The sequence below is a fragment of the Peteryoungia aggregata LMG 23059 genome, from assembly GCF_030814435.1.
GTDB classification, from domain to species: domain Bacteria; phylum Pseudomonadota; class Alphaproteobacteria; order Rhizobiales; family Rhizobiaceae; genus Allorhizobium; species Allorhizobium aggregatum.
The window spans coordinates 192,972-217,445 of sequence record NZ_JAUSUW010000002.1 but is presented as its reverse complement, the minus strand read 5'-3'; the positions used below and the strand labels follow the sequence as shown (position 1 = coordinate 217,445).

General features: G+C 61.5%; 18 protein-coding genes. 11 read left to right on the top strand and 7 right to left on the bottom strand.

The genetic code is table 11. From position 1 onward, the window contains the following. Position 1: 1 nt before the first annotated feature. A complete protein-coding gene (locus tag J2045_RS03920; RefSeq protein WP_166600689.1) occupies positions 2–1,027 on the bottom strand; it encodes a LacI family DNA-binding transcriptional regulator in 1,026 nt (341 codons plus the stop codon). Positions 1,028–1,307: 280 nt separating this feature from the next. On the opposite strand from J2045_RS03920, the gene J2045_RS03915 reads away from it, so the two are divergent. The 8 genes from J2045_RS03915 to J2045_RS03880 all read left to right on the top strand — a co-directional run bounded on the left by J2045_RS03915 (position 1,308) and on the right by J2045_RS03880 (position 10,647). Next, positions 1,308–2,666, top strand: a complete 1,359-nt coding sequence (locus J2045_RS03915) for an ABC transporter substrate-binding protein (protein WP_307369629.1) — start codon at positions 1,308–1,310, stop codon at positions 2,664–2,666. A 122-nt stretch (positions 2,667–2,788) separates the two neighbouring features. Continuing rightward, positions 2,789–3,799, top strand: a complete 1,011-nt coding sequence (locus J2045_RS03910) for a carbohydrate ABC transporter permease (protein WP_307369626.1) — start codon at positions 2,789–2,791, stop codon at positions 3,797–3,799. 1 nt (position 3,800) lies between these two features. After that, positions 3,801–4,943 carry a carbohydrate ABC transporter permease gene (locus J2045_RS03905; protein ID WP_307369624.1) on the top strand — a complete coding sequence of 381 codons (1,143 nt, stop codon included), beginning with the start codon at positions 3,801–3,803 and terminating at the stop codon, positions 4,941–4,943. Between the two features lie 38 nt (positions 4,944–4,981). Beyond that, positions 4,982–6,637 (top strand): beta-galactosidase BglA, encoded by a 1,656-nt coding sequence (gene bglA / locus J2045_RS03900; RefSeq protein WP_307369622.1) that lies wholly within the window; start codon positions 4,982–4,984, stop codon positions 6,635–6,637. A gap of 14 nt (positions 6,638–6,651) precedes the next feature. Next, positions 6,652–7,740: an ABC transporter ATP-binding protein gene (locus J2045_RS03895; protein WP_307369620.1), complete on the top strand. Its 1,089-nt coding sequence runs from the start codon at positions 6,652–6,654 to the stop codon at positions 7,738–7,740. A 159-nt stretch (positions 7,741–7,899) separates the two neighbouring features. After that, positions 7,900–8,307: a hypothetical protein gene (locus tag J2045_RS03890; RefSeq protein WP_307369619.1), complete on the top strand. Its 408-nt coding sequence runs from the start codon at positions 7,900–7,902 to the stop codon at positions 8,305–8,307. A 121-nt stretch (positions 8,308–8,428) separates the two neighbouring features. Beyond that, positions 8,429–9,133, top strand: coding sequence for an SDR family oxidoreductase (locus J2045_RS03885; protein WP_307369617.1), 705 nt, complete (start codon positions 8,429–8,431; stop codon positions 9,131–9,133). A gap of 185 nt (positions 9,134–9,318) precedes the next feature. Further along, the gene (locus J2045_RS03880) at positions 9,319–10,647 is read left to right on the top strand and encodes a DUF2778 domain-containing protein (protein ID WP_307369615.1); all 1,329 of its coding nucleotides are present in this window, start codon (positions 9,319–9,321) and stop codon (positions 10,645–10,647) included. Positions 10,648–10,853: 206 nt separating this feature from the next. Here the strand turns inward: J2045_RS03880 and J2045_RS03875 are convergent, their stop codons facing one another. From J2045_RS03875 to J2045_RS03850, 6 genes are all read right to left on the bottom strand, one after another. Continuing rightward, the gene (locus tag J2045_RS03875; RefSeq protein ID WP_307369613.1) at positions 10,854–12,650 is read right to left on the bottom strand and encodes a methyl-accepting chemotaxis protein; all 1,797 of its coding nucleotides are present in this window, start codon (positions 12,648–12,650) and stop codon (positions 10,854–10,856) included. 277 nt (positions 12,651–12,927) lie between these two features. Further along, on the bottom strand, positions 12,928–14,745 hold the full coding sequence (gene edd, locus J2045_RS03870; RefSeq protein ID WP_307369609.1) for a phosphogluconate dehydratase: 1,818 nt from the start codon (positions 14,743–14,745) through the stop codon (positions 12,928–12,930). A gap of 122 nt (positions 14,746–14,867) precedes the next feature. Continuing rightward, the gene (gene pgl / locus J2045_RS03865; RefSeq protein ID WP_307369607.1) at positions 14,868–15,566 is read right to left on the bottom strand and encodes a 6-phosphogluconolactonase; all 699 of its coding nucleotides are present in this window, start codon (positions 15,564–15,566) and stop codon (positions 14,868–14,870) included. 11 nt (positions 15,567–15,577) lie between these two features. Then, complete coding sequence (zwf, locus tag J2045_RS03860) at positions 15,578–17,050, bottom strand: glucose-6-phosphate dehydrogenase (protein WP_307369604.1); 1,473 nt, start codon at positions 17,048–17,050, stop codon at positions 15,578–15,580. Positions 17,051–17,234: 184 nt separating this feature from the next. Then, a complete protein-coding gene (locus J2045_RS03855; protein ID WP_307369602.1) occupies positions 17,235–18,521 on the bottom strand; it encodes an NAD(P)/FAD-dependent oxidoreductase in 1,287 nt (428 codons plus the stop codon). Positions 18,522–18,534: 13 nt separating this feature from the next. Beyond that, on the bottom strand, positions 18,535–19,971 hold the full coding sequence (locus tag J2045_RS03850) for a glutamine synthetase family protein (RefSeq protein WP_166600702.1): 1,437 nt from the start codon (positions 19,969–19,971) through the stop codon (positions 18,535–18,537). Positions 19,972–20,093: 122 nt separating this feature from the next. Between J2045_RS03850 and J2045_RS03845 the strand changes: the two genes are divergently transcribed. The 3 genes from J2045_RS03845 to J2045_RS03835 all read left to right on the top strand — a co-directional run bounded on the left by J2045_RS03845 (position 20,094) and on the right by J2045_RS03835 (position 24,419). Then, entirely contained in the window at positions 20,094–21,275 is a 1,182-nt protein-coding gene (locus tag J2045_RS03845; RefSeq protein ID WP_307369598.1) for a BaiN/RdsA family NAD(P)/FAD-dependent oxidoreductase, read from the top strand. 173 nt (positions 21,276–21,448) lie between these two features. Next, entirely contained in the window at positions 21,449–21,598 is a 150-nt protein-coding gene (locus tag J2045_RS03840) for a hypothetical protein (protein ID WP_307369596.1), read from the top strand. A 292-nt stretch (positions 21,599–21,890) separates the two neighbouring features. Then, on the top strand, positions 21,891–24,419 hold the full coding sequence (locus tag J2045_RS03835) for a methyl-accepting chemotaxis protein (RefSeq protein ID WP_307369594.1): 2,529 nt from the start codon (positions 21,891–21,893) through the stop codon (positions 24,417–24,419). Positions 24,420–24,474: the final 55 nt, after the last annotated feature.

Here is a 24,474-nt window from a genome sequence, read left to right as displayed (position 1 = left end):
TTCAGGCCGGCGCCCGCCCGGTCGAGGCCCTGACCACCAGCTCCACCTTCCACAATTCCTGTTCCGGAGGCGCGGGATCGCTCTGGTTGATCATGGCGATCAGCCGGTCGCCAATTCGCTTGCCGGCTGCACGCAGCGAAGAGCGCGTTGTGGTGAGCGGGATCGAGAAGTTCTCCGGCTTGAGCAGCGGCAGTTCGTCATCATGGGCGATCAGCGAGATGTCGGTCCCGAGCTTTAGTCCGAATTCGTTCATTGCGCGCACCGCGCCGAGCGCCAGCACGGTGCTCGCGCAGAGCACGGCCGTGGGCCGGTCGGGGCCTGCCAGGATCTCCTTCATTCCGCGGTAGCCCTGCTCGTCGCCCATGAAGCTGTGTCGCGTATGGCGTGGATCGAGCAGCAGGCTTTTCTCGGCGAGCGCTCGCTCGGCTCCGAGCCGGCGACGATGGGCGAAATCGAGATCTGCCTGACCATTGAGGAGTGCGATCCGCTCGTGCCCGAGCTGCAGCAGGAAACGGGTGGCGTCGTAGAAAGCCCCCTCGTTGTCGACGTCGAGGAACGGATAGTCGAGATCAAGACCCGAGGACCGCCCGTGGACGATGAAGGGGAGGGACAGCGACTTCGCCATGGCGATCCGCGGATCCTTCTCGCGGACATAGGCCAGATAATAGCCGTCTACGCTGCCGCTGGCGACCAGCCAGCGGATGGCTTGCGCCTCGTCCTCGGCCGTTGAGGGCATGATGACGAAATGGAAGTCGTGCAGGATCGCGGCCTCGGCCAAGCCGCTTTGAAACTCGGCGAAATGCATGTCGGAGCTGTGGTCGGGAGAAATCGGCATGATCAGCCCGATCGATCCGGCCTTGCCGGTCGCCAGACGCTGGGCGGCGCGATTGGGTCGGTATCCGGTCTCCTTGGCGGCCTCCATGACACGGCGGCGCGTTTCCTCGCTGACCTCGGGATAACCGTTGAGCGCTCGGCTAATCGTCGTCTGCGACAGGCCGAGCATCTGGGACAATTCTTTCAGGTTCACTGCGGATTTCCTCTCCTCGCCCGACCGTTTGGCCTCCTCCAGCATGCGGTCAAAGCGCTTCGAATATGGCGCAGACGCGAGGCTCGCGACAAGAGAAATTTGAACGCCACAAATGCATCTGCCTCATGCCGGGCAGGTATATGCGTCTAATTGCGGCAAATCCACAAAAGCCCTTGACTCACCATGGAACGCAATGTGATGAAATAGGGGCCAAAGCGCTTTGAGGAAGATGCGCGGACCAAGGACGACTGGCCGTCCGATGTGATGGGAGGTAAATCACATGAAGAAGATGTTTTTGATGACCGTGGCGGCTGCCGCGCTCGTGGCCGGCTCGGTCAGCGCGCAGGAGTTGAAGTTCGCTCCGGGTGAGGACGCCAAGTTCAGCTGGTCGACGTTCGAAGAGTTCAAGAAGGCGCATGGAGATCTCAAGGGGCAGACGCTGAAGATCTTCGGACCGTGGCGCGGTGACGACCAGGTTCTGGTTGAATCCATGCTCTCCTATTTCGAAAATGCCACCGGTATCGACGTCAGCTACTCTTCCTCTGAAAACTATGAGCAGCAGATTGTCATCGACACGCAGGCCGGCAGCCCGCCGGATATCGCGGTTCTGCCGCAGCCTGGTCTGCTCGCCGACCTCGCTTCCAAGGGCTTCCTCGTTCCGCTCGGCACGGAATCGGCCGACTGGATGAAGACCAACTACGCCGCCGGCGACAGCTGGGTCAGCCTCGGCACCTATAAGGACAAGGCTGGCGCCGAACAGTTCTTCGCATTCCCCTACAAGGCCGACCTGAAGTCGCTCGTCTGGTACTCGCCGGAAAACTTCGAGGACGCTGGCTACGAAGTGCCGAAGACCATGGAAGAGCTGAAGGCTCTGACCGAGAAGATCGTGGCTGACGGCGGTACGCCCTGGTGCATCGGTCTCGGCTCGGGTGGTGCGACCGGCTGGCCGGCCACCGACTGGGTCGAAGACATGATGCTGCGCACGCAGTCGCCTGACGTCTACGACAAGTGGGTCACCAACGAGATCAAGTTCAACGATCCGGCCGTTGTCGGCGCAATCGAAGAATTCGGCTGGTTCGCCCGCAATGACAAGTTCGTTGACGGCGGCTCCAAGGCCGTGGCCTCGACCGACTTCCGCGACAGCCCGAAGGGTCTCTTCTCCTCGCCGCCGAAGTGCTTCATGCACCGCCAGGCATCGTTCATCCCGTCCTTCTTCCCGGAAGGCACTGAACTCGGCGTGGATGCGGACTTCTTCTACTTCCCGGCCTATGCCGAAAAGAACCTCGGCACCCCGGTTCTCGGTGCCGGCACGCTGGTGTCGATCACCAAGGACACGCCTGCCGCCCGCGCCTTCATCGAGTGGCTGAAGACCCCGATCGCCCATGAAGTCTGGATGGCACAGACCGGCTTCCTGACGCCGTTCAAGTCCGCCAAGCCGGAAACTTACGCCAACGATGCGCTGCGCAAGCAGGGCGAGATCCTGACGAACGCGACCACCTTCCGCTTCGACGGCTCCGACCTGATGCCGGGCAAGATCGGTGCTGGTGCATTCTGGACGGGTATGGTTGACTATTCCGGTGGCAAGGCTGCGGCTGATGTCGCAGGCGACATCCAGAAGGCTTGGGATGGCTTGAAGTAAGCCCTTCCCGCATTGCATGCCGGGCCGCATTCGCAAGGGATGCGGCCCGGACGTCGATCAAGAAGAATAATGCATCTGGCGCCCAAGGGTGATCCGGAGCAATCGACAGGGAGGGGACGTCTTTGGAGCAGCTACTTTTTGCCTTGCTGACGATCGTCGTCGGCGTTGCGGCAGCAATCGGATACTTTTTCGGCTCGAATCTTCTGCTGGACATGGTTTTCCCGTCCCGCATCGCCGATACGCAGAAAGCCTCAAGAAACCTGCGGCGTGCGGCTCTGATCCGCCCCTGGCTTTTTCTCGGCCCCGCTCTGCTATCGCTGACAATCTACCTGATCTACCCGCTCTTCTCCTCGGTCCTCTATTCGGTGATGGACCGAAGCGGTGAAAACTACGTCGGGCTCGCGAATTATCGCTGGATGCTCAGTGACGCGGAATTCCGCCAGTCGATCTTCAACAACATGCTGTGGCTGATCGTGGTGCCTGCGGCCTCCACCTTCTTCGGTCTGATCATCGCAGCTCTCACCGATCGCATCTGGTGGGGCAATATCGCCAAATCGCTGATCTTCATGCCGATGGCGATCTCCTTCGTCGGTGCCTCCGTCATCTGGAAATTCGTCTACGACTACCGTGACGCCGGCTCCGAGCAGATCGGCATCCTCAATGCGCTCGTCGTCTATTTCGGCGGCGACCCGCAGATCTGGATTGCGCTGCCCTTCTGGAACAACTTCTTCCTGATGGTCATCCTCATCTGGATCCAGACCGGTTTCGCCATGGTCCTTCTGTCGGCGGCCCTACGCGGCATTCCGGAAGAGACCATCGAGGCAGCCGTCATCGATGGCGCCAATCCGTGGCAGATCTTCATCAAGATCAAGGTGCCGCAGATCTGGAACACCATTGCGGTCGTCTGGACCACCATCACCATCCTCGTCCTCAAGGTCTTCGACATCGTTCTGGCGATGACCAACGGCCAGTGGCAGAGCCAGGTTCTCGCGAACCTGATGTTCGACTGGATGTTCCGCGGCGGCGGTGACTTTGGCCGTGGCGCGGCGATTGCCGTCGTCATCATGGTCATGGTCATCCCGATCATGATCTGGAACATCCGCAATGCCCGCCGGGAAATGGAAGGACGCTGACATGACGCGCAAGCTTTCTCCGCTGACGATCGTCGTCAACCTCACCGTTCTCATTCTGGTGGCGGCCTGGACGCTGCCGACCGCCGGCCTGTTGATCTCGTCCCTGCGTGACAAGGACCAGATCGTCGCTTCCGGCTGGTGGACGGCACTGTCGTCCTCCACACGCAACGAGATCTACCGTGCCCCCGGACCTGAAACGCAGGCCCAGGAAAACGGTGTCTACGTCATCAAGGGCAATGTCTTTGAAGGGGGACCTGGTGCGGTCTCCGCCTTCGGGGCGACCAGCCAGGAACCTGCGGCTTTCGCAGCAGGTGCAACCGCCGATATCCGCGACGGCCACAAACTGACCGTTGAGGAAAACGGCGACTTCCGCCTGGAATCGCCGACAGCCTTCGAGGGATCGCGCGGTCAGCGTATCTTCTTCACCGCCGAGACGCCGCCGCGCTTCACGCTTGAGAACTACCAGACGGTGATGACGGCCGAAGGCATCGGCCAGTCCTTCATCAACTCGCTGACGGTTGCCATCCCCTCCACGATCATCCCGATCCTGGTGGCGGCCTTCGCGGCCTATGCGCTTGCCTGGATGAAGTTTCCGGGGCGCTCGATCCTGATCGCTGTGATCGTCGGCCTGCTCGTCGTGCCGCTGCAGATGTCGCTGATCCCGCTTCTGAAGATGTATAACGATGTCGGAACCTTCTTCGGCGTTCCGGCCAAGGGTTATGTCGGCATCTGGCTTGCGCATATGGGTTTCGGCCTGCCGCTCGCCATATACCTGCTGCGCAATTACATCGCCGGCCTGCCGCGCGAGATCATGGAATCGGCCCGCGTCGATGGCGCCTCCGATTTCGAGATCTTCATCAAGATCGTCCTGCCGCTCTCCTATCCGGCGCTTGCCTCCTTCGCGATCTTCCAGTTCCTCTGGACCTGGAACGACCTGCTGGTGGCCATGGTCTTCCTCGGCACCGGCAATGACGAGCTGGTCCTGACCGGGCGCCTGGTCAACCTGCTGGGTTCGCGCGGCGGCAACTGGGAAATCCTGACGGCATCCGCCTTCATCACCATCATCGTTCCGCTCCTCGTCTTCTTCGGTCTCCAGCGCTACCTCGTCCGGGGTCTGCTGGCGGGCTCGGTCAAGGGTGGTTGAGCGGAGCCTTCGTCAACTGACATCTACGAGGATAAAGAATGAGTTCCACGACGCAATCGACGCTGGTCGCCGACAAGGATTGGTGGCGCGGTGCGGTGATCTATCAGATCTACCCGCGCTCCTACCAGGATTCCAACGGTGACGGTATCGGTGACCTGAAGGGCATCACCGCCCGTCTGGCGCATATCGCCGACCTCGGCGCCGATGCGATCTGGATCTCGCCCTTCTTCGCCTCGCCGATGAAGGACTTCGGCTATGACGTCTCGAACTATGTCGACGTGGATCCGATGTTCGGTTCGCTCGCCGATTTCGACGGCCTGATCGCCGAAGCCCATCGCCTCGGTATCCGGGTGATGATCGACCTCGTGATCTCGCACTCGTCGGACCAGCATGCCTGGTTCGTCGAAAGCCGTTCGAGCCGCGTCAATCCCAAGGCCGACTGGTATGTCTGGGCCGATTCGAAGCCGGACGGCACGCCGCCCAACAACTGGTTGTCGATCTTCGGCGGTTCTGCCTGGCAGTGGGATCCGACCCGCATGCAGTACTACATGCACAACTTCCTGACCTCGCAGCCGGACATGAACCTGCATAATCCGGAAGTGCAGGATGCTCTGCTTTCCGCCACCCGCTTCTGGCTGGAGCGCGGTGTCGATGGTTTCCGTCTCGACACGATCAACTTCTATTTCCACGACAAGGAACTCAGGGACAATCCGCCGCTGGCACCCGAGCGCCGCAATGCCTCGACCGCACCGGCCGTCAACCCGTACAATTTCCAGGAACACATCTACGACAAGAACCGCCCGGAAAACATCGCCTTCCTGAAACGCTTCCGTGCGCTTCTGGACGAGTATCCGGCGATCGCGGCCGTCGGTGAAGTCGGTGATAGCCAGCGCGGTCTGGAGATCGTCGGCGAATACACCTCCGGCAACGACAAGATGCAGATGTGCTATGCCTTCGAATTCCTGGCGCCCGAGCCGCTCACCCCTGCAGTGGTACAAAACACCCAGAACGCCTTCGCCACGGCGGCACCCGAAGGCTGGGCTTGCTGGGCCTTCTCGAACCATGACGTCGTGCGCCACGTGTCCCGTTGGGGTGCAACGGTTGTCGACCGCGACGCTTATGCCAAGATGAGCTCTGCCCTGCTGCTCACTCAGCGCGGCTCGGTTTGCATCTATCAGGGCGAAGAGCTTGGCCTCACGGAGGCCGAGATTGCATTCGAAGATCTGCAGGACCCTTACGGCATCCAGTTCTGGCCGGAATTCAAGGGCCGCGATGGCTGCCGCACGCCGATGGTCTGGGATGACCACGCGACCCAGGCGGGGTTCTCGACAGCGCAGAAGACATGGTTGCCTATCCCGGTCGAACATGGGCTTCGCGCGGTCAATACCCAGGTCGGCAAGCCGGAGTCTGTGCTCGAGCACTACCGTCGCTTCCTCACCTTCCGCCGCCAGTATCCGGCCTTTGCCAAGGGCGACATCACGTTCCACGACGCTGGCGACGGCCAGCTGGTCTATACGCGCGCCTTCGGCAACGAGAGGCTGCTCTGCGTCTTCAACATGACCGCAGAACCGACCTCGATCGCCTTGCCGACGGGGGAATGGATCGCGCTTGAAGGCCATGGTTTTGAGAGTGCAGTCAACGATAACAAGGTAGAGTTGCCGGCTTGGGGCGCCTATTTCGCGCGTCACGCCTGACAGGGGAGGAAAGCATGACGGGTCTGGTTCTCAAGGACATCCGCAAGGCATACGGGCAGGTCAAGGTCCTGCACGGCATCGATCTGGAGATCAAGGAAGGCGAGTTCGTGGTCTTCGTCGGCCCCTCGGGTTGCGGCAAGTCAACGCTCTTGCGCATGATCGCTGGCCTTGAGGATATCACCAGCGGCGAGATGTATATCGACGGCCAGCTCGTCAACGATGTGCCGCCTTCCAAGCGCGGTATCGCCATGGTCTTCCAGTCCTACGCGCTCTATCCGCATATGACAGTCTATGACAACATGGCCTTCGGCATGCGCATCGCGGGCGAAAACAAGGAAGAGATCGACCGCCGCGTCCGCTCGGCCGCCAACATCCTGCAGCTCGGCCCTTATCTCGACCGCCTGCCGAAGGCGCTTTCCGGTGGCCAGCGTCAGCGTGTCGCCATCGGTCGCGCCATCTGCCGTGATCCTAAGGTCTTCCTTTTCGACGAACCCCTGTCGAACCTCGATGCAGCCCTGCGCGTGGCAACCCGCATCGAGATATCCAAGCTCAACGACAGCATGCCAGACACGACGATGATCTACGTCACGCACGACCAGGTCGAAGCGATGACGCTGGCGGACCGGATCGTGGTGCTCTCGGCAGGGCGTATCGAGCAGGTTGGCCCGCCGCTCGAACTTTATGAGCGCCCCTCCAACCTCTTCGTCGCCCGTTTCATCGGCTCGCCGGCCATGAACATCATGCCGGTCACAGTGACCGGAACCGGGGACGCGACCCGCATCAGGCTGAAGGACGGCTCCGAAGTTACTGTCGATGTTGCAACGGGTTCTTCGGAACAGGGCAAGGCTGCCAGCTTCGGCGTTCGCCCGGAGGACCTCGCGATTGCCACGGGCGAGGATTTCCTCTTCGAAGGCACGGTCGAGATCGTCGAGGCATTGGGCGAGGTCACGCTGCTTTACGTCAACGGGCCGGTCGAGGAAGAGCCTGTTGTCGTCAAGCTTCCAGGCATTGTCGACGTGAAGAAGGGCCAGAGCCTGCGCTTCTCTGCTGACAAGACGAAACTGCATCTCTTCGATGCGTCGGGGCAGACCTATCGCAGCTGATGACGGTTACGGCCTCGATCCGCTTAAGGCCCTGTTATCCTTATCGGGAACAGGGCTTTTTGTTGCAGCGAATGGCCATGGAACCAAAACCGACTGTTAAGCTGTCCCTGCTAGCTTTTCCCCCCATAAGTAGTGGGAATAATGACGAGGGCAGCAACGATGAGAACGGCAAACGGCGGGTCTCATTTCCTGAAGAAGGAAGAATCCTTCATGTATGACCGGGAGAACCGGTACCGCATGGAGGACACCATGAATGCCGGACGTCTGGAATACACCGAGAACGGCATGACACATATGGCCGCCCGCCGTTGCGACGTCATCCGGATCTCCATGAGCGGTGCGGTGGTCGCCCTCATCACCCAGGTCAATCTGCCCAAGCAGTTCTATCTCGACATCCCGGACGCCCGCATCACCAAGGTGGGTGCCGTCCTGATGAAGACCTTTGCCAACAACACCGCCGAGATCCGCTTCCTGCGCCTGCTGACGCAGAAGGAGCTGGACCGCATCTTCGTCTTCTCCACCCATCCGGCCCACAAGGACCGCGTGCTCGACGTCCGCAGCTGGTAAAGGCTGCTATCCCGTTTCAGAAGGCCGGTGTGGCGCAAGCTGCACCGGCCTTCAGCATTTCTGACTGGACTTCGGCAACAGGACCTTCGATCTTCCGGACACATTCAAGGGAGAATATCGAATGACCAGTCAGAAGGTAGCCATCGTCACGGCAGGGGGAAGCGGCATGGGGGCAGCGGCCGCGCGCCGGCTTGCCGCCGATGGCTTCAAGGTCGCCATCCTCTCCTCCTCCGGCAAGGGGGAGGCGCTGGCCGCCGAACTCGGCGGCTTCGGTGTGACGGGCTCCAATCAGTCTCCGGAGGACATCGCGCGTCTCGTCGACGGCACCATGGAGCGCTATGGCCGGATCGACGTCCTGGTCAACAGCGCCGGCCACGGGCCCCGTGCGCAGATCCTGGAAATCACCGATGAGCAATGGGTGAAGGGCATGGATGTCTACCTGCTCAATGTCATCCGTCCCACCCGTCTCGTCACGCCGATCATGCAGCGGCAGAAATCCGGCGTCATCATCAACATCTCCACCGCCTGGGCCTTCGAGCCATCGTCGATGTTCCCGACATCGGCCGTCTTCCGCGCCGGCCTCGCATCCTTCACCAAGATCTTCGCAGACACCTATGCGGCGGAAAACATCCGCATGAACAATGTCCTCCCCGGTTGGATCGACAGCCTGCCGGCGACCGAGGAGCGGCGGGATGGCGTGCCGATGAAACGCTACGGCACGAGCGAGGAAATCGCGGCCACAATCGCCTTCCTGGCCTCTGATGGAGCAGCCTACATCACCGGTCAGAACCTGAAGGTCGACGGCGGGTTAACCCGTCACGTCTGAAACTATTTCGCGCCGGGCGTTCGGAATGTGACAGAATCCGCCCGGCGTAAACCTCTTGGTTACCAAACTTCTTCATTCTTTAGGGCAGTCGACAGGACGGCATTGCCACAACCCTGTCTCAGTAAGGTCGGCTTCCGCTGCTAGGTCGCCGGCTCCCAGAGTCTTGGTAAGCGAGTTCAAGTATCATGGCGTCCTCGACCCGTAAGGTCACCGGCGGCAATGGCGTCGCCGTACAAATGATGAAGTCGCGCAGAAAGAAGCGCGGCTCCAGCCTGCCGACGGTCTTGGGCATTGGACTGGCCTGCCTCTTCTGGGGCACAGCGAGCCTCGCCGTCTTCAAGGGCCTGTCGTCGTCCAGCATCGAAGTCCCGGCCGTCGCCGGCCATAATCTGCCAAGGCCGGACATTACGCTGGTCAAGCCGTTTCCGCTACGCGTTCTGTCGGCGGATGCGCCCGACTTTGCGGCCATCGAGGAGATGCGCGATCGCTTCGCCGAGGCCATCGCCGCGACCGATCACCTTGGTCTGCTGATGCTGCCGGCGGCCATGCGCCTTGCCGAGGTCGACAAGTCCGATCGTCTCCTGCTCGCCCGTGTCGAAAGCGTCACAGACTCCCAGGCCCTGGCCGTTCTGCGCGAGGCGCTGGTGAGGGCGGAAGCCGGGCGACAGCAGGCCGCCTTGGCATCCGTTGCCCATGAACGTCGCAGCGGGTTGGACGATGTCGATCCCGTCGTGACGGCGTCCATCTCCCGTGAACCAACCGCATCAGCGCCCGTTGCCCTCGGCTATGCCGCAGTGCCGTCTGCGCCGGAGATCATGGCGGCTGCCGATCCGCGTGAGGAGCCCTTCGAGGAACTTCTGTCCGAGCCCCAGGGCGAGGATCACGGAGCCCTTCCGGATGACGGCCCGGTTCCCGGCGCCAAGCCGCAGGCAAAACCGCGTGTCGAGCGTATCCCGGCGCCCGAGGCGCCGCCTGCGGCGGCTGCTTCGGAGAAGCCGAAGAAAACTCTGATGAACATGCTGGCCTATGCCAAGCCGGACAATCCGATCACCACGGATGACGGGGCAGGGGGCATCTTCAACCGCAAGAACAGCCTGCCCGGTCCGGGCAGCCGCATCGCGGTCTATGTGATCGAGGATGCCGTGGTGCATATGCCAAACGGCGAGAAACTGCGAGCCCATTCCGGTCGAGGTCACATGCGTGACAATCCGAAATACGTTCATGTGAAAAACCTCGGGCCCACACCGCCGAACGTCTACAGCCTGCGCATGCGTGAAGCCCGCTTTCACGGCATCGAGGCGATCCGCATGAACCCGGTCGGTGACGCCAAGATGTACAATCGTGACGGCTTCCTCACCCACACCTACCTGCTCCGCCGTCGAGGCGACAGCTCCGGATGCGTGGTGTTCGAGGACTACAACCGTTTTCTCAACGCCTACAAGCGGGGGCATGTGCAAACGCTCATTGTCGTGCCCAGCATGCGCGATCTCCCGAAATACATGGCGATGCTCTGACGACAAGGCCTCCGAGACAAGTCACGGAGGCCTTCTTTCTTCCTGTCCATTGGACGCTGGCTGCAATTGCCATGGTCCGTGTGGTCTGAATGACCCGGATCAGCGTGGGTGACATCATCGCCGCAGGTGCTGCATTGATGTCAGCCGCCTTCCTCACAGCTCCCGTTTTCAGGTTCGCTGGGGAAGGCGCGCGACAGGTCCGTGTCTTAGAACTCCTGCCATTCGTCCTGCTTGATGGCAGCGTTTCCGAGCGCTGGCGCCGGACGCGCCGGCGCTCGCTGCGGCGCGCTCGTTGGTGCGGCGGGTGTGGCGACCCGCGGCGCGGCGTGGCTTGCAGCGGCAGGTGCGAGCTTGCCGCTGTAATGCTTGCCGAGCGTGAAGCGGGAAATGAACTGGCGCAGGCGTTGCGTTTCGTTCGCCAATGTCGCGCTCGCCGCATTCGATTCTTCGACCATCGCGGCGTTCTGCTGCGTGACCTGATCCATCTGGTTGACCGCCGAATTCACCTCGGACAGGCCGGTGGCCTGTTCGCGCGCGGAGCTGGCAATGGCCTGCATGTGATCGTTTACCGCCACGATGTTGTCCTGGATTGTCCTCAGGGCCTCGCCGGTCTCGCTGACCAGTTTTACTCCATTCTTAACCTCTTCCGACGAGTTGCGGATCAGGTCCTTGATCTCCTTTGCTGCCTGGGCTGATCGCTGCGCCAGTTCGCGCACTTCCTGGGCAACAACGGCAAAGCCTTTGCCGGCTTCGCCGGCACGGGCCGCCTCGACGCCGGCATTGAGTGCAAGCAGATTCGTCTGAAAGGCGATTTCATCGATGACGCCAATGATGTTGGAGATCTGGTTCGAAGACTGCTCGATCCGCGCCATGGCCCCGACGGCCTCTGCGACAATCTGGCCGGATCGTGTGGCGCTGGTGTCGGCGGCCTGGGTCGCGTGGCGGGCTTCCTCTGCCCGCTTCGAGGCATTGTTGACGTTGACGGTGATCTGGTCCAGCGCCGCAGCCGTTTCTTCAAGCGACGCTGCCTGCTGCTCCGTACGCTTGGAGAGATCCTCGGCACTCGAACTGATCTCTCGGCTGCCGCTGTCGATCTGGTCGGTCGAGCGGGCAACCGCGCCGAGGGTTGATGCCAGCTGCGAGACGGCCTCATTCAGATTTGTGCGCAGCGCTTCGAAGTCGGGCGCGAAGGCCTTGTCGAGTATAAAGCTCACATCACCATTCGCCAGCCGGCTCAGTGCCCCGCCGATTGTGTCCACCGCATTCACGCGCTCGGTCACATCGGTTGCATACTTCACCACCTTGGTCACGCGCCCGCGATCGTCAAGAATCGGATTGTAGGACGCATTGATCACGACCTTCTTGCCGCCCTTGCCATAGCGGGTGAACTCCGCAGCCTGGAACTTGCCGGCCCTGAGCTGCGTCCAGAACGCCTCATAGTCGGGGCTGCGCGCATAGTCGGCATCCACGAACATGCTGTGAGGCTTGCCCTTGATTTCCTCCATCCGGTAACCGAGGGCATCGAGGAAGTTCTGGTTCGCCGAGACCACCTCGCCCTGGGGTGTAAACTCGATGATTGCCTGCACACGGCTGATCGCGGCCATCTGGTTCGTATAGTCGAGATTTTGCAGACGTTCTTTGGCGTTCGCCCATTCCACCACGAAGCCGGTCGTCGTGGTGCCGTTCTTCAACGGGGTCACGATCAGATCAAAGGCTCGGTGCCCCACCCAGATTGTCGCTTTGTGCTGGTCTTTCAGGCTGGCCAGCATGTTGCGCTGATGCCTTGGATCCTTGTGAAAGATGTCGATGTTGCTGCCGATCAACTTGTTGAAGTCGAAACGGGGTAACTCCTTCTTGAGGTCACTCTCCGCTTCCTTGAGCAGATCCTTGGCGGCCGAGTTCATGTAGCGGATGTTGAGCTTGTCGTCCGCAATCATGATGTTTGCGGTGATCAATTCCAGTGACTGCAGCTGGGCGCGATTGTGAGAGGATGTGCCGAACATGGTTTTGGTCCTTTGGTCGAGCTTCCACAGTTTGCTCCGTGCGCAGAGCAGTCGAAGGTAGACAAGCAGCAGGGTGATCGCCCCATTTTGCCGAACTGTGAATAGCTTGGTGATTCAGAACGAATTTTATTTTCAATATATATAAAATTAGAAGTATATATTATATTAATTTCGCAGTTGTCGACTTGGCCTTCAGCCAAGGTTTCGGGCGCAGCATGTCCAACAAAAAAGGCCGCGATCGCTCGCGGCCTTTGTCGTGGTATCTCTCGTCCGCGCCTCAGAAAAGAACGCTGGCGCCCTGATCGGCAGGCCCGGAGATTCGGCGGAAGCTTGCAAAGAGTTCACGACCCATGCCGAACTCATTGTCGTCGAGATTGGTGGTCGCCAGTGGCCGGGCATCAAACTCGGCGGCATCGACCAGGACCTCAAGCGTCCCGGCCACGGCATCCAGACGAACCATGTCACCGTCCTTGATCTTGGCAATCGCGCCGCCATCGACCGCCTCGGGCGTCAGGTGGATCGCTGCCGGGATCTTGCCCGATGCGCCGGACATGCGACCGTCCGTGACGAGAGCCACCTTGAAACCGCGATCCTGAAGCACGCCGAGCGGCGGCGTGAGGCGATGCAGCTCCGGCATGCCGTTGGCCTTCGGACCCTGGAAGCGCACGACGGCGACGAAGTCCTTCTCCAGCTTGCCGGCCTTGAAGGCGTCCTGCAGCGCCTGCTGATCGTTGAAGACGATCGCGGGGGCTTCGACGACATGGCGCTCCGGCTTGACCGCCGAAATCTTGATGACCGCCTTGCCGAGATTGCCGGTCAGCATCTTCAAGCCGCCATTGGCCTGGAACGGCTTGTCGATGGTCGTCAGAACCTTCGGATCGCCGCTCACCTCCGCTGCCGGCTCGCGATGCACGGTGCCGTCGTCGGCAAGCTTGGGGTCGATCGTGTAGGCGGCAAGACCCTGGCCGAAGACCGTGCGCACATCGTCATGCACATAGCCGGCCTTGAGCAGTTGCTTGATCAGGAAGCCCATGCCGCCGGCCGCGTGGAAGTGGTTCACGTCGGCAAGCCCGTTCGGATAGACGCGGGCGAGCAGCGGCACGATGTCGGACAGTTCCGATATATCCTGCCAGGTAAGCTGGATGCCGCCGGCACGCGCCATGGCGATCAGGTGGATAGTGTGGTTGGTCGAGCCGCCAGTTGCGTGCAGGCCAACGACGCCGTTGACGATCGAACGCTCGTCGATCATCTCGCCGGCGGGCGTGAACTCGTTGCCAAGGGCGGTGATGGCGAGCGCCCGCTTTGTCGCTTCCTTGGTCATGGCATCGCGCAGCGGCGTGCCCGGATTGATGAATGAGGCGCCGGGCAGGTGGAAGCCCATGATCTCCATCAGCATCTGGTTGGAATTGGCCGTGCCGTAGAAGGTGCAGGTGCCAGGGCCGTGATAGGATTTGGATTCCGCTTCGAGCAATTCGGCGCGGCCGACCTTGCCCTCGGCATAGAGCTGGCGGATGCGCGACTTCTCGTCGTTCGGCAGGCCAGAGGTCATCGGTCCGGCGGGCACGAAGATCGACGGCAGATGACCGAAGGTCAGGGCTGCGATCATCAGGCCCGGCACGATCTTGTCGCAGACGCCGAGATAGACGGCCGCATCGAACATGTTGTGGCTGAGCCCGACGGCGGCAGCCATGGCAATTGCATCGCGCGAGAAGAGCGAGAGTTCCATGCCGGGCTGGCCCTGGGTGACACCGTCACACATGGCGGGAACCCCGCCTGCGACCTGCGCCACGCCGCCCGCTTCGGAAGCCGCCTGGCGGATCAGTGCAGGATAGGTCTCGAAGGGCTGATGAGCAGAGAGCATGTCGTTATAGGCCGTAATGATGCCGAGGTTCGGCACCACGTCGCCGGCCAGGGCTTCCTTGTCCTTGGGGGAACAGACGGCGAAGCCATGGGCGAGGTTGCCGCAGGACAGCGTCGAACGATGCACGCCCTTGGAGATCGCCCGGCGTGTGCGGTCAAGATAGACTTCGCGGGTCGGCTTCGATCGCTCGACAATCCGCTTGGTGATGGCTTCAATACGGTGGTCTGCACTCATCGGATATGGCTCCTCATCTGGCGCGGGCGCTGAGGCGCACATCGCGCAAAGGCCTGTCAGGCCGGGAAACTCGTCTTATGCGCATCACCTGCCGAAACGCCCCGGCAGGCGAGGGCTCTCCCTTAGGGCGCCCAGTAGATGTCGGGTGTGGTCCGAGCCCGTTCAAGAACAGCCCGGATCGGCATGTCCTGCTCGTCGTCACCGGCGAGCGCCTGGTCCAGCACGGCTTTCTTTTCGCCGCCCTCGATATGCACGACCAGCAGGCCGGCATCGTGAAGTGCGGAGAACGAGAGGGTGAGGCGAGCCTCGCCCGCCCCCGGCGCTTCCATGGTCATGACACGGCGCGGCAGCGAAAGATCAAGCGCTGCGGCAAGATGATCGCCGCCGGGGAAGAAGGAGGCCGTATGCCCATCCGTCCCCATGCCGAGGATCGCCACGTCGAAGGGTTGGCTCATGCCCGGCACGATCCCGGATGCCGTTTTCGCAGCCTCCTCGATCGTCGCTTCCGGGCGGTAGAGCGGCACGAATTGGGCGGCCGCCGCGGCATTCTTCAGAAGATGCGTCTTCACCAGCAAATGGTTCGAACGCGGATTGTCTTCGGGCACGAAACGTTCGTCGACCAGCGTCACCTTCACTTTGGCCCAGTCGAGAGCTCCTGTCGACAGAGCCTCGAAGAAAGCCTTGGGCGTCGAGCCGCCAGAGACGGCAAGCGTCGCTTCGCCGCTTCGTGCAATCGCTGCGGACAAGGCCGAAGCGACCGTATCAGCGAGGCCAGCCGCAAGGGCAGCTCCGCTTTCGAATGTCTTCATCTGATGCGCCATAGACCCCGGCCTCAGTCGTTTTCGTGCCAGGTACGGCCGTCACGCTCGATGAGTGCGATGGCCTGGCTCGGACCCCAGGTGCCGGAGGTGTAACCTTGAGCCTTCTGGCCGATCTCTTCCCAGGCTTTCAGGATCGGGTCGCACCACTTCCACGCCGCCTCTACTTCGTCGCGGCGCATGAACAGCGTCTGGTTCGAACGGATGACGTCCATCAGCAGACGCTCGTAAGCGTCAGGATTGCGCACGTCGAAGGCTTGGGCAAAGCTCATGTCGAGCGAGACGTGGCGCAGGCGCATGCCGCCCGGACCCGGATCCTTGATCATCAGCCACTGCTTGACGCCTTCGTCCGGCTGCAGGCGGATGACGAGCTTGTTGGCCTCGATACGACCGGCAGCATCGCCGAAGATCGAATGCGGGATCGGCTTGAAGGCGATGACGATTTCCGACATGCGGGTCGCCAGACGCTTGCCCGTGCGCAGGTAGAAGGGAACGCCGGCCCAGCGCCAGTTGTTGATCTCGGCCTTGATCGCTACGAAGGTTTCCGTGTCGGAGGCCGAGCCCAGTTCTTCCTGATAGCCGTTGACGGCACCGCCGGCAGAGGCGCCAGCGCGATACTGTCCGCGCACGGTAAGCTTTTCGACATTCGCCTCGGTGATCGGCTTCAGCGAGCGCAGCACCTTGAGCTTCTCGTCGCGCACGCCCTCGGCATCCATCGAGAAGGGGGCTTCCATGGCGACGAGGCACAGCAGCTGCAGGATATGGTTCTGAACCATGTCACGCAGCGCGCCCGCCTTGTCGTAATAGGTGACGCGGCCTTCGAGACCGACGGATTCGGCAACCGTGATCTGCACATGGTCGATATGGGCGGAGTTCCACAGCGGTTCGTAAAGCGCGTTGGCGAAGCGCAGCGCCATCAGGTTCTGCACCGTCTCCTTGCCGAGATAGTGGTCGATGCGGAAGATCTGCTCTTCCTTGAACACCTTGCCGATCGTGTCGTTGAGGATCTGCGCCGAGGCGAGGTCACGGCCGATCGGCTTTTCGACGACGATGCGGGTCGACTTGGTGATCAGCTTGTGGTCACGGATCTTGTCGGCGATGTCGCCGAAGATCGACGGCGAGACGGCGAGATAAAAGGCGCGAACGATGTCTTTGCCCTGGTCGAGCAGCTTCTTTAAGTCTTCCCAACCCTGGTCCGACTTCGCATCGACCGAGACATAGTGGACGCGCTGGAGGAACTTTGCGACTTCGTTTTCTTCCAGCTCCTCAGCCTTCAGATGTTCCTGCAATGCCTCGAGGGTGAACTTGCGATAGTCCTCGTTGGACATAGCGGTACGGGACGCACCGATGATGCGGGTCGGCTCGGTCAGCTGGCCGGCCAGCTGGCGGTGAAACAGCGCCGGCAGAAGCTTGCGCTCGGCCAGGTCGCCGGTGCCGCCGAAGACGACGTAATCAAAGGGTTCAACGGGGATGATCTGGCTGCTCATGCGGCATCTCTCGTTCGGCAATTTGGTTGGACCGGTTCTAATCTAATCGATTTAAAAAAGCCACCCCGATGGGGTGGATTTTGTCGTTCCGTGTCGCGAGAAGGATGAACAAAGCGTGTTCTGCGACAATGGAACACACCTGCCGGCAACGCGCATTAGCGGATGTCGGCGAGGATATGCAAGGTCAGAACCTGTCCCGAAGCGCGTACCAGGTCAGCGCCAGGAAGAGCAGCGGCTTGCGCAAGCGGGCCCCTCCGGGGAAGGGTGGGATCTTCAGGTCCTTCAACAGATCGAGTTCCCGCGCATTGCCAGCCACCGTGTCTGCATACATCTTGCCGGAATAGTTGGAGAGCATCACGCCGTGTCCGGAATAACCCGCAAGTGAGGTCACACCCGGCATCACGTCCCGGGAAAATGGCTTGCGCGGCAGGGTGATGCCAACCGAGCCACCCCAGCCGTGGGTAATCTCGATGTCCTTGAGATCAGGATAGATCTCCGCGATCTGCCGGCGGATATGGGTGGAGATGTTGCGCGGGCTGTCGGCCGTATAGGCCTCGCGCCCGCCAAACAGCAACCGTCCGTCCCGGCTCTTGCGGAAATAGCGCACCACGAACCGGCTGTCGGCGACTGCCTCGGAGCCCTTCAGCACCTGCGGAAAGCGGTCGAGCGGTTCCGTGGCGCCGATGAAGGATCGGATCGGCATCACATGGGCTGCCGTCACAGGCTCCAGATTGCCGATATAGGCATTGGTTGCGATCAGCGCGCGGTCCGCCGTGATCGTGCCCTTCGGCGTATCGATGACAGTCTTGCCACCAGCCTGACGGATCGCGCTTGCCGACGTCATCTCGTGGATACGAGCCCCGGCCGCTGCCGCGACCTTCGCCAGACCAACCAGCAGCTTCAGCGGATGGATATGCCCGGTGCCGGTGTCGCGAACGCCGTAGTGATAACGGGTCGAGCCGATGCGTTCATGCGTTTCCTCCCGGTCCATGAAGGAGACATGCGGATAGCCGTAGCGATATGCCATGACCTCGGCATCTTTCCGATAGTCGGATTCCCAGCCGCGTTTGTGCGCGACATTCATCTGCCCGGGGAGATAGTCGATGTCGATGCCGTGCTGTTCGGCGAAGTCGAGCAGATAGTGCTTCGCGTTCTCCGCCAGGTCGAACAGCGCCTTCGACCGCTCGAAACCGAGTTCGGCCTCAAGTTCCGCCGGCCAGGCTCGCTGGCCTGTGCCGAGTTGGCCGCCATTGCGCCCCGATGCTCCGTCACCGAAACGACCGCCCTCGATGAGAACAACGGAGACTCCGAGACGCGCGAGATTGTAGGCCGCCTGCAGTCCTGTGAAGCCGCCGCCGATGATCGCGACGTCAGCGGTGACAGAGCCGTCGAGGGCCGGATACTCCGGCCGCTCGCCGACGCTCGCCTGATACCAGGAAATTCCCGGCGCAATCGGGCTTTGCCATGTCATCGGATTGCTATCCTCATACGTTGAGCAGGAGGAATTCGCGTTCCCACGGGCTGATCACCTGCATGAAGGTCTCGAACTCGCCGCGCTTCACGCCGGCATAGAGACCGACGAATTCGGACCCGAAGACCTCGTGGAAGTCGGCTTCTCCCTCGAGAAGTGCCACTGCCTCCAAGAGGCCACGCGGCAAGTCGACAGACCCTTCATTCGCCGATCCTTCAGCCGCAGCCGTCGGTTCGATCTGCTTCATGATGCCAAGGTAACCGCAGGCGAGTGAAGCCGCGAGCGCCAGATAGGGATTGGCATCCGAGCTCGGCAGACGGTTTTCGACACGCCGTGCAGCGGCATCCGAAACCGGCACGCGGAAGGCCGTCGTGCGGTTGTCATAGCCCCAGGCATTGTTGACGGGGGCGGCCATGTCAGGCGTTAGCCGGCGATAGGAGTTCACGTAAGGCGCCAGCATCACTAGCGAACTCGGCACGTATTTCTGCATGCCGCCAATGAAGTGGAAGAACTCCCGTGAGGCAGAGCCATCGGGGTTGGAAAACACGTTCTTGCCCGTCTTGGCATCGACCACCGACTGGTGGATGTGCATCGCGGATCCCGGCTGCCCCTGCATCGGCTTGGCCATGAAGGTGGCATAGATGCCATGCTTGAGCGCCGCCTCGCGGATCGTGCGCTTGAACATGAAGACCTGGTCGGCAAGCTCGATCGGATTGCCGTGGCGCAGGTTGATTTCCAGCTGCGCCGGTCCCTCCTCGTGGATCAGGGTATCGATCTCCAACCCCTGCTTTTCCGAGAAGTGGTAGATGTCGTCGATCAACTCGTCGAATTCGTTGATGGCGGCGATCGAATAACCCTGGCCACCGATGATCGAGCGACCGGAACGGCCCTTCGGCGGATGCAGCGGATAGTCCGGGTCGTCATTCATCGCCACGAGATAGAACTCGATCTCAGGCGCGACGACCGGCTTCCAGCCCTTTTCGTCATAGAGGCGCAGCACGTTTTTCAGAACGTTGCGCGGCGTATAGGAGACGTTCTTGCCGTCGACATCGACGATGTCGCAGATCACCTGGGCGGTCGGATCGGTCTCCCACGGCACGACGGACAGCGTCGAAAGATCCGGGAGCAGCTTCAGGTCGCTGTCGCGCGGCTCGTAGCGGAAGTTCTCCGTCTCATCAGGATATTCGCCCGAGATCGTATGACGGTAGAGCGCCGAGGGAAGCGCCAGCGACGTGTTCGACGTGAACTTCGACGACGGCATCATCTTGCCGCGCGGAACGCCGGCGAGGTCGGGCGTGATGCATTCGATGTCTTCGATGCCGCGGGCCCGCAGCCAGGTTGCCGCTTCCTTCCAGCTCGAGACACCGCGCTTCGATCCGGGATCCGGCGGGATAGCCGCTTTCTTGGAGGACGCGTTCTGGGGTCTCAGCATGGACTTCTTCGCGGGCATGTCTCACCGGTTGGTTGTTGATGTTGGCCATCATAGCCGGAGTTTGGGCTTTGGCGAGGGGGACGCGTTGACTTTGATCATAAGTTTGTCGAGACAGACCACGGATCCCCGGGAGCAGTGTCATGGCCAGCAAGTACGACGTCGCGATCATCGGAGCCGGTGCCGCCGGCATGATGGCGGCTTTGACCGCCGGCCGGCGCGGCAAGTCGGTCATCGTCCTCGACCATGCCAAGGCTCCCGGCGAGAAGATCCGCATCTCCGGCGGCGGTCGCTGCAACTTCACCAATATCCATGCCGGGCCGAAGAACTACATTTCGCAGAACCCGCATTTCGCCAAGTCGGCGCTCGCCCGCTACACGCCATCAGATTTCATCGCCATGGTCGATCGCCACGGGATCGCCTGGCATGAAAAGACCCTCGGCCAGCTGTTCTGCGACGACAGCGCCAAGGACATCATCCGCATGCTGCTCGAAGAGATGCGGGCTGTGCATGTCGATCTGAGGCTTTCCTGCGAGATCTCGGAGGTGGGTAAGGGCGCTGACGGCTTCCGCCTGTCGACCAGTGAAGGCCCTGTTATCGCCGAAAACCTCGTGGTCGCCTGTGGTGGCAAATCGATCCCGAAAATGGGCGCCACCGGCTTCGCCTATCGCATTGCCGAGCAATTCGGTCTGCCTGTCACCGAGACCCGACCGGCGCTCGTTCCGCTGACGCTGGACCCCAATCTTCTGGGCGAACTGTCGGAACTGTCAGGCGTCGCCATCGATGCGGATGTCGCGCATGGCAAGACCCGATTCCGCGAGGCACTGCTTTTCACCCACCGAGGCCTTTCCGGCCCTGCGATCCTGCAGATCTCCAGCTACTGGCGGGAAGGGGACGAGGTCACCCTCTCGCTTGAACCTGGGGTGGATTTTGCCGAGCAGCTCAAGACGGCCAAGCGTGAAAATGGTCGCCAGCAGGTGCAGACGGTTCTCGCCCAGCATCTGCCCAAGCGGCTGGCCCAATATCTCGCGGAAACGGCCAAACTGGAACGCTCGCTTGCCGACCTGCCCGACAAGGCGCTGTCCTCGCTCGCCGAAAGGATCCGCCGCTGGCCGATCAAGCCGGCAGGCTCGGAAGGCTATCGCACGGCCGAGGTGACCCTGGGCGGTGTGGATACGGATGCCCTGGACAGCCGCACCATGCAGGCGAAATCCGTGCCGGGGCTCTATTTCATCGGCGAATGCGTTGACGTAACCGGTTGGCTCGGCGGCTTTAATTTTCAATGGGCCTGGGCCTCGGGCCATGCCGTCGGCGAAAACATTTGAGGGAAGTCTCCCGCTTCGGACAAGCTTATATCGGTAATTCAGGGCTTGTTAACATGCGTCGGTCATCCTGCCCGAATGCCGGTGTGACATCTCCAGATGTCGCGACATGAGGTCTGGCCGGCAAAAGCCCGCAAGGGCATGACCTTTCCTGGCCGCATCAAGGACCGCGCCCCATGACCCATGAGACCCGCAAGCCCCGTGCCATTGCCATTGCCGCAACCCGTGCCCGTGACGAAGAGCGTGCCCGCGTTCGCCATCTGAGCATCGTCTGCCTCTACGCTGCCAGTGCCCTTGCAGCGCTCGCTTTCGGTCTTCTCGGCTGATCCTGGTTTCCTGTCGTCCCTGAGGATGACAGTGCCCGCATGCGTTTGCATGCTGCCAGACCGCGCCTTTGCGCACGGCCACCACCGTCATCGGTGGTCCACTTTCCTCGGCTGTTGATCAACTTCCCGCTTCGGGACGCCCAGCCCGGCCTTAACTCCGTCTTGAGACTTTTACTGCAACTCTTCTCTTTGGAGTGGAGTGGAGTGTAGACGGCGACGACGACTGTCGTTCTGTCGATGTGTTTGAAGGGCGGGCGCAGTGATTGCGCCGTCCTCTTTTGGAGGGACTAGTTTGATCGATCAAATTCTTTCGCGTTTTTCGATTTCGACCAAGGTGCTGGCCTTCGTGCTTCCTTTCGTCCTGTCGATCACCGCAGTCGGTCTCATGGGCCTCTATGCATCCGGCCTCCTGCAGCAGCGCATGGAGATCTCCAACGGCACGATGCGCTCGCTCAACGGGTTCAAGAATGTCACCACTGCGATGACGCGCTTCCTTGATCACACCTCCGAAGAGACACGCGCCACCGTGGTCTCCGAACTCTCTGGCCAGCAGGCCACGCTCAATCAGAACATCTCTGAAATCGGCACCGACGGTACGGGTCGCAAGTTCCTCGACGAAGCGATATCAGGAACGGGTGCCGTCAATCAGAAGATCGACACGCTCTGGCAATTGCATGAAGCCGAGGTCAAGCTCGCCGCCGCGGTCCAGGAACACCTCAAGGGCCTCATGGCCCAGCAGATCCGCGTGTCCGACGAGGCGCAGAAACTCCAGCGTGCGGTTCTCGCGGGCGAGAACGACGCCAAAAGCGCACTCAAGGAGGCGGATCGCCTGTCTGCTGCTGCCCGTCATCTGGCAGAGGTGAGCAATGGTTACTTCTCCGCTGGGCTACCGGAAGAACAATTCCCGTATCTGCAGAAGCAGGTGCCGGAACTGGTCAAGACTCATCGCAAGATCGCCAATGCGCTGCCCCCCGAGCACAAGGGCATGGGCAAGGAGCTTCAGACGGCGATCAATGAGATCAAGAAAGTGGTTGGAGCAGGCGACACCAGCATGGAAGCTGGCCGCACTGTGGGCAGCATCCTCGCCCGCTTCCGCGGTTTCCAGGCCATTCTGCAGGAGAGCGCCGCCACCAAATACGCCGAATCCGTCCAGAAGTTTGCAGCGGTCGAGACCAGTGCCGTGCAGGCCGCCGATATCCTCGTCGGTAGCCGCACCCTGATTGCCGATGTCTACGATCTGCGCATCATGACCGCGACCTTCCTCAATGTGAAGGACGACAAGACGCGCGAGCCGATCCTTCGCCAGATCAGGCTGATCGGCGACAATCTTACTGTTCTCGGCGGCAGCATCTCCGACAAGGCCTTCTATGACAGCCTGACGGCGGCCATCACGCCGCTGCTTGCCTCGCTCACCGCCGACACCGAAGCGCTGGTCAAGACGAGCGCCGACCGGATCGCAAGCTTTGATGAAGCAAGCCGCACCATGGATGCAATCTGGGCATCGCTCACCTCGTTTGCAGACTTGCAGAAGGATGTGGCCGGCACCGAACGCCAGGAAGCAAACCGCCTGTCGATCGGCACCATGATCGCTGGTGTCGTGCTCGCCGTCATCGGCGGCATCGCACTGGTTCTGACACTGCAGCGGCCCATCACACGCATCACCGCCACCATGCAGCGCCTCGCCGAGGGTGACCTTGAGGCAGGCATTGCCGGTGACAAGCGTGGCGACGAGATCGGCGCCATGGCGCGTGCGCTCGCCGTCTTCAAGACGAACGCCCGCACCAAGCTCGAGATTGAATCCGAGCGTCAGCGCGAGCAGATGGAAGCGGAAGCCGAGCGCCGCCGCAATGACGAGGAAAAGCAGGCGCTCGACCGAGAGATCGAACATGCCGTCGGTAAGCTAGCCCAGGCGCTGGAGCGTCTCGCCAATGGCGACATCTCCTTCGAGATCGAAGGCCGCTTCCATGGTCGCCTGGAACAGTTGCGCAACGACTTCAACCTGTCGCTTGCCCGCCTGCGCGACACGATGCACCAGATCTCCGGCAACGTCGATCAGATCCAGAACAACGGCCGCCAGATGGCCCAGTCGGCGCTCGATCTCGCCCGCCGCACCGAACAGCAGGCGGCGTCCCTGGAAGAGACCGCCGCCGCCGTCGATGAGATCACCGCTGCTGTCCGTTCGTCCTCCGAGCGTGCCGAAATGGTCAATGGCGTCGTCCGCGAAGCCAAGAAGAACGCCGATGAATCCGCTGTCGTCGTCGGCAGCGCCATCTCGGCCATGGGCCGCATCGAGGAGGCCTCGCGCCAGATCTCCAACATCATCGGCGTGATCGACGAGATCGCCTTCCAGACCAATCTGCTGGCCCTCAACGCTGGTGTTGAAGCAGCCCGTGCGGGCGAAGCAGGCAAGGGCTTTGCCGTCGTCGCGCAGGAAGTCCGCGAACTCGCCCAGCGCTCTGCCGGTGCTGCGAAGGAGATCAAGGCGCTGATCAACCGCTCGGCCGAAGAGGTGGCGAATGGCTCCACCCACGTCCAGCAGACGGGCACGGTGCTGTCGCGTATCGGAACCCAGATCGCGACGATCAGCGAGCACATCGAAAAAATCGCCGAGACCAGCCGCGAGCAATCGGGTGCGCTCCACGAGGTCAACGGGGCCGTCGGGCGCATGGACCAGATGACCCAGCAGAATGCTGCCATGGTCGAAGAAGCCACCGCGGCAACCCAGGATCTCTCCGGCCAGACCGATATGTTGCGCGATCTCCTGCAGCAGTTCCGCATCGAGGCGGACGTTCGAGGGGCATCCGGCCGGGCTGCCGCTTGACGCGGCAGTCCTGACGATGCAGGCCCGGACATGTCCGGACCTGTTGCTTTCGGCA

Bases quoted from the DNA above. Each gene is read 5' to 3' on its own strand.
- J2045_RS03840 (WP_307369596.1), top strand. From the start codon at position 21,449: ATGACCCATGAGACCCGCAAGCCCCGTGCCATTGCCATTGCCGCAACC.
- edd (WP_307369609.1), bottom strand. From the start codon at position 14,745: ATGAGTGCAGACCACCGTATTGAAGCCATCACCAAGCGGATTGTCGAG.
- J2045_RS03855 (WP_307369602.1), bottom strand. From the start codon at position 18,521: ATGACATGGCAAAGCCCGATTGCGCCGGGAATTTCCTGGTATCAGGCG.
- J2045_RS03850 (WP_166600702.1), bottom strand. From the start codon at position 19,971: ATGCCCGCGAAGAAGTCCATGCTGAGACCCCAGAACGCGTCCTCCAAG.
- J2045_RS03880 (WP_307369615.1), top strand. From the start codon at position 9,319: ATGGCGTCCTCGACCCGTAAGGTCACCGGCGGCAATGGCGTCGCCGTA.
- J2045_RS03915 (WP_307369629.1), top strand. From the start codon at position 1,308: ATGAAGAAGATGTTTTTGATGACCGTGGCGGCTGCCGCGCTCGTGGCC.
- J2045_RS03845 (WP_307369598.1), top strand. From the start codon at position 20,094: ATGGCCAGCAAGTACGACGTCGCGATCATCGGAGCCGGTGCCGCCGGC.
- bglA (WP_307369622.1), top strand. From the start codon at position 4,982: ATGAGTTCCACGACGCAATCGACGCTGGTCGCCGACAAGGATTGGTGG.
- zwf (WP_307369604.1), bottom strand. From the start codon at position 17,050: ATGAGCAGCCAGATCATCCCCGTTGAACCCTTTGATTACGTCGTCTTC.
- J2045_RS03895 (WP_307369620.1), top strand. From the start codon at position 6,652: ATGACGGGTCTGGTTCTCAAGGACATCCGCAAGGCATACGGGCAGGTC.
- pgl (WP_307369607.1), bottom strand. From the start codon at position 15,566: ATGGCGCATCAGATGAAGACATTCGAAAGCGGAGCTGCCCTTGCGGCT.
- J2045_RS03890 (WP_307369619.1), top strand. From the start codon at position 7,900: ATGAGAACGGCAAACGGCGGGTCTCATTTCCTGAAGAAGGAAGAATCC.
- J2045_RS03885 (WP_307369617.1), top strand. From the start codon at position 8,429: ATGACCAGTCAGAAGGTAGCCATCGTCACGGCAGGGGGAAGCGGCATG.
- J2045_RS03875 (WP_307369613.1), bottom strand. From the start codon at position 12,650: ATGTTCGGCACATCCTCTCACAATCGCGCCCAGCTGCAGTCACTGGAA.
- J2045_RS03905 (WP_307369624.1), top strand. From the start codon at position 3,801: ATGACGCGCAAGCTTTCTCCGCTGACGATCGTCGTCAACCTCACCGTT.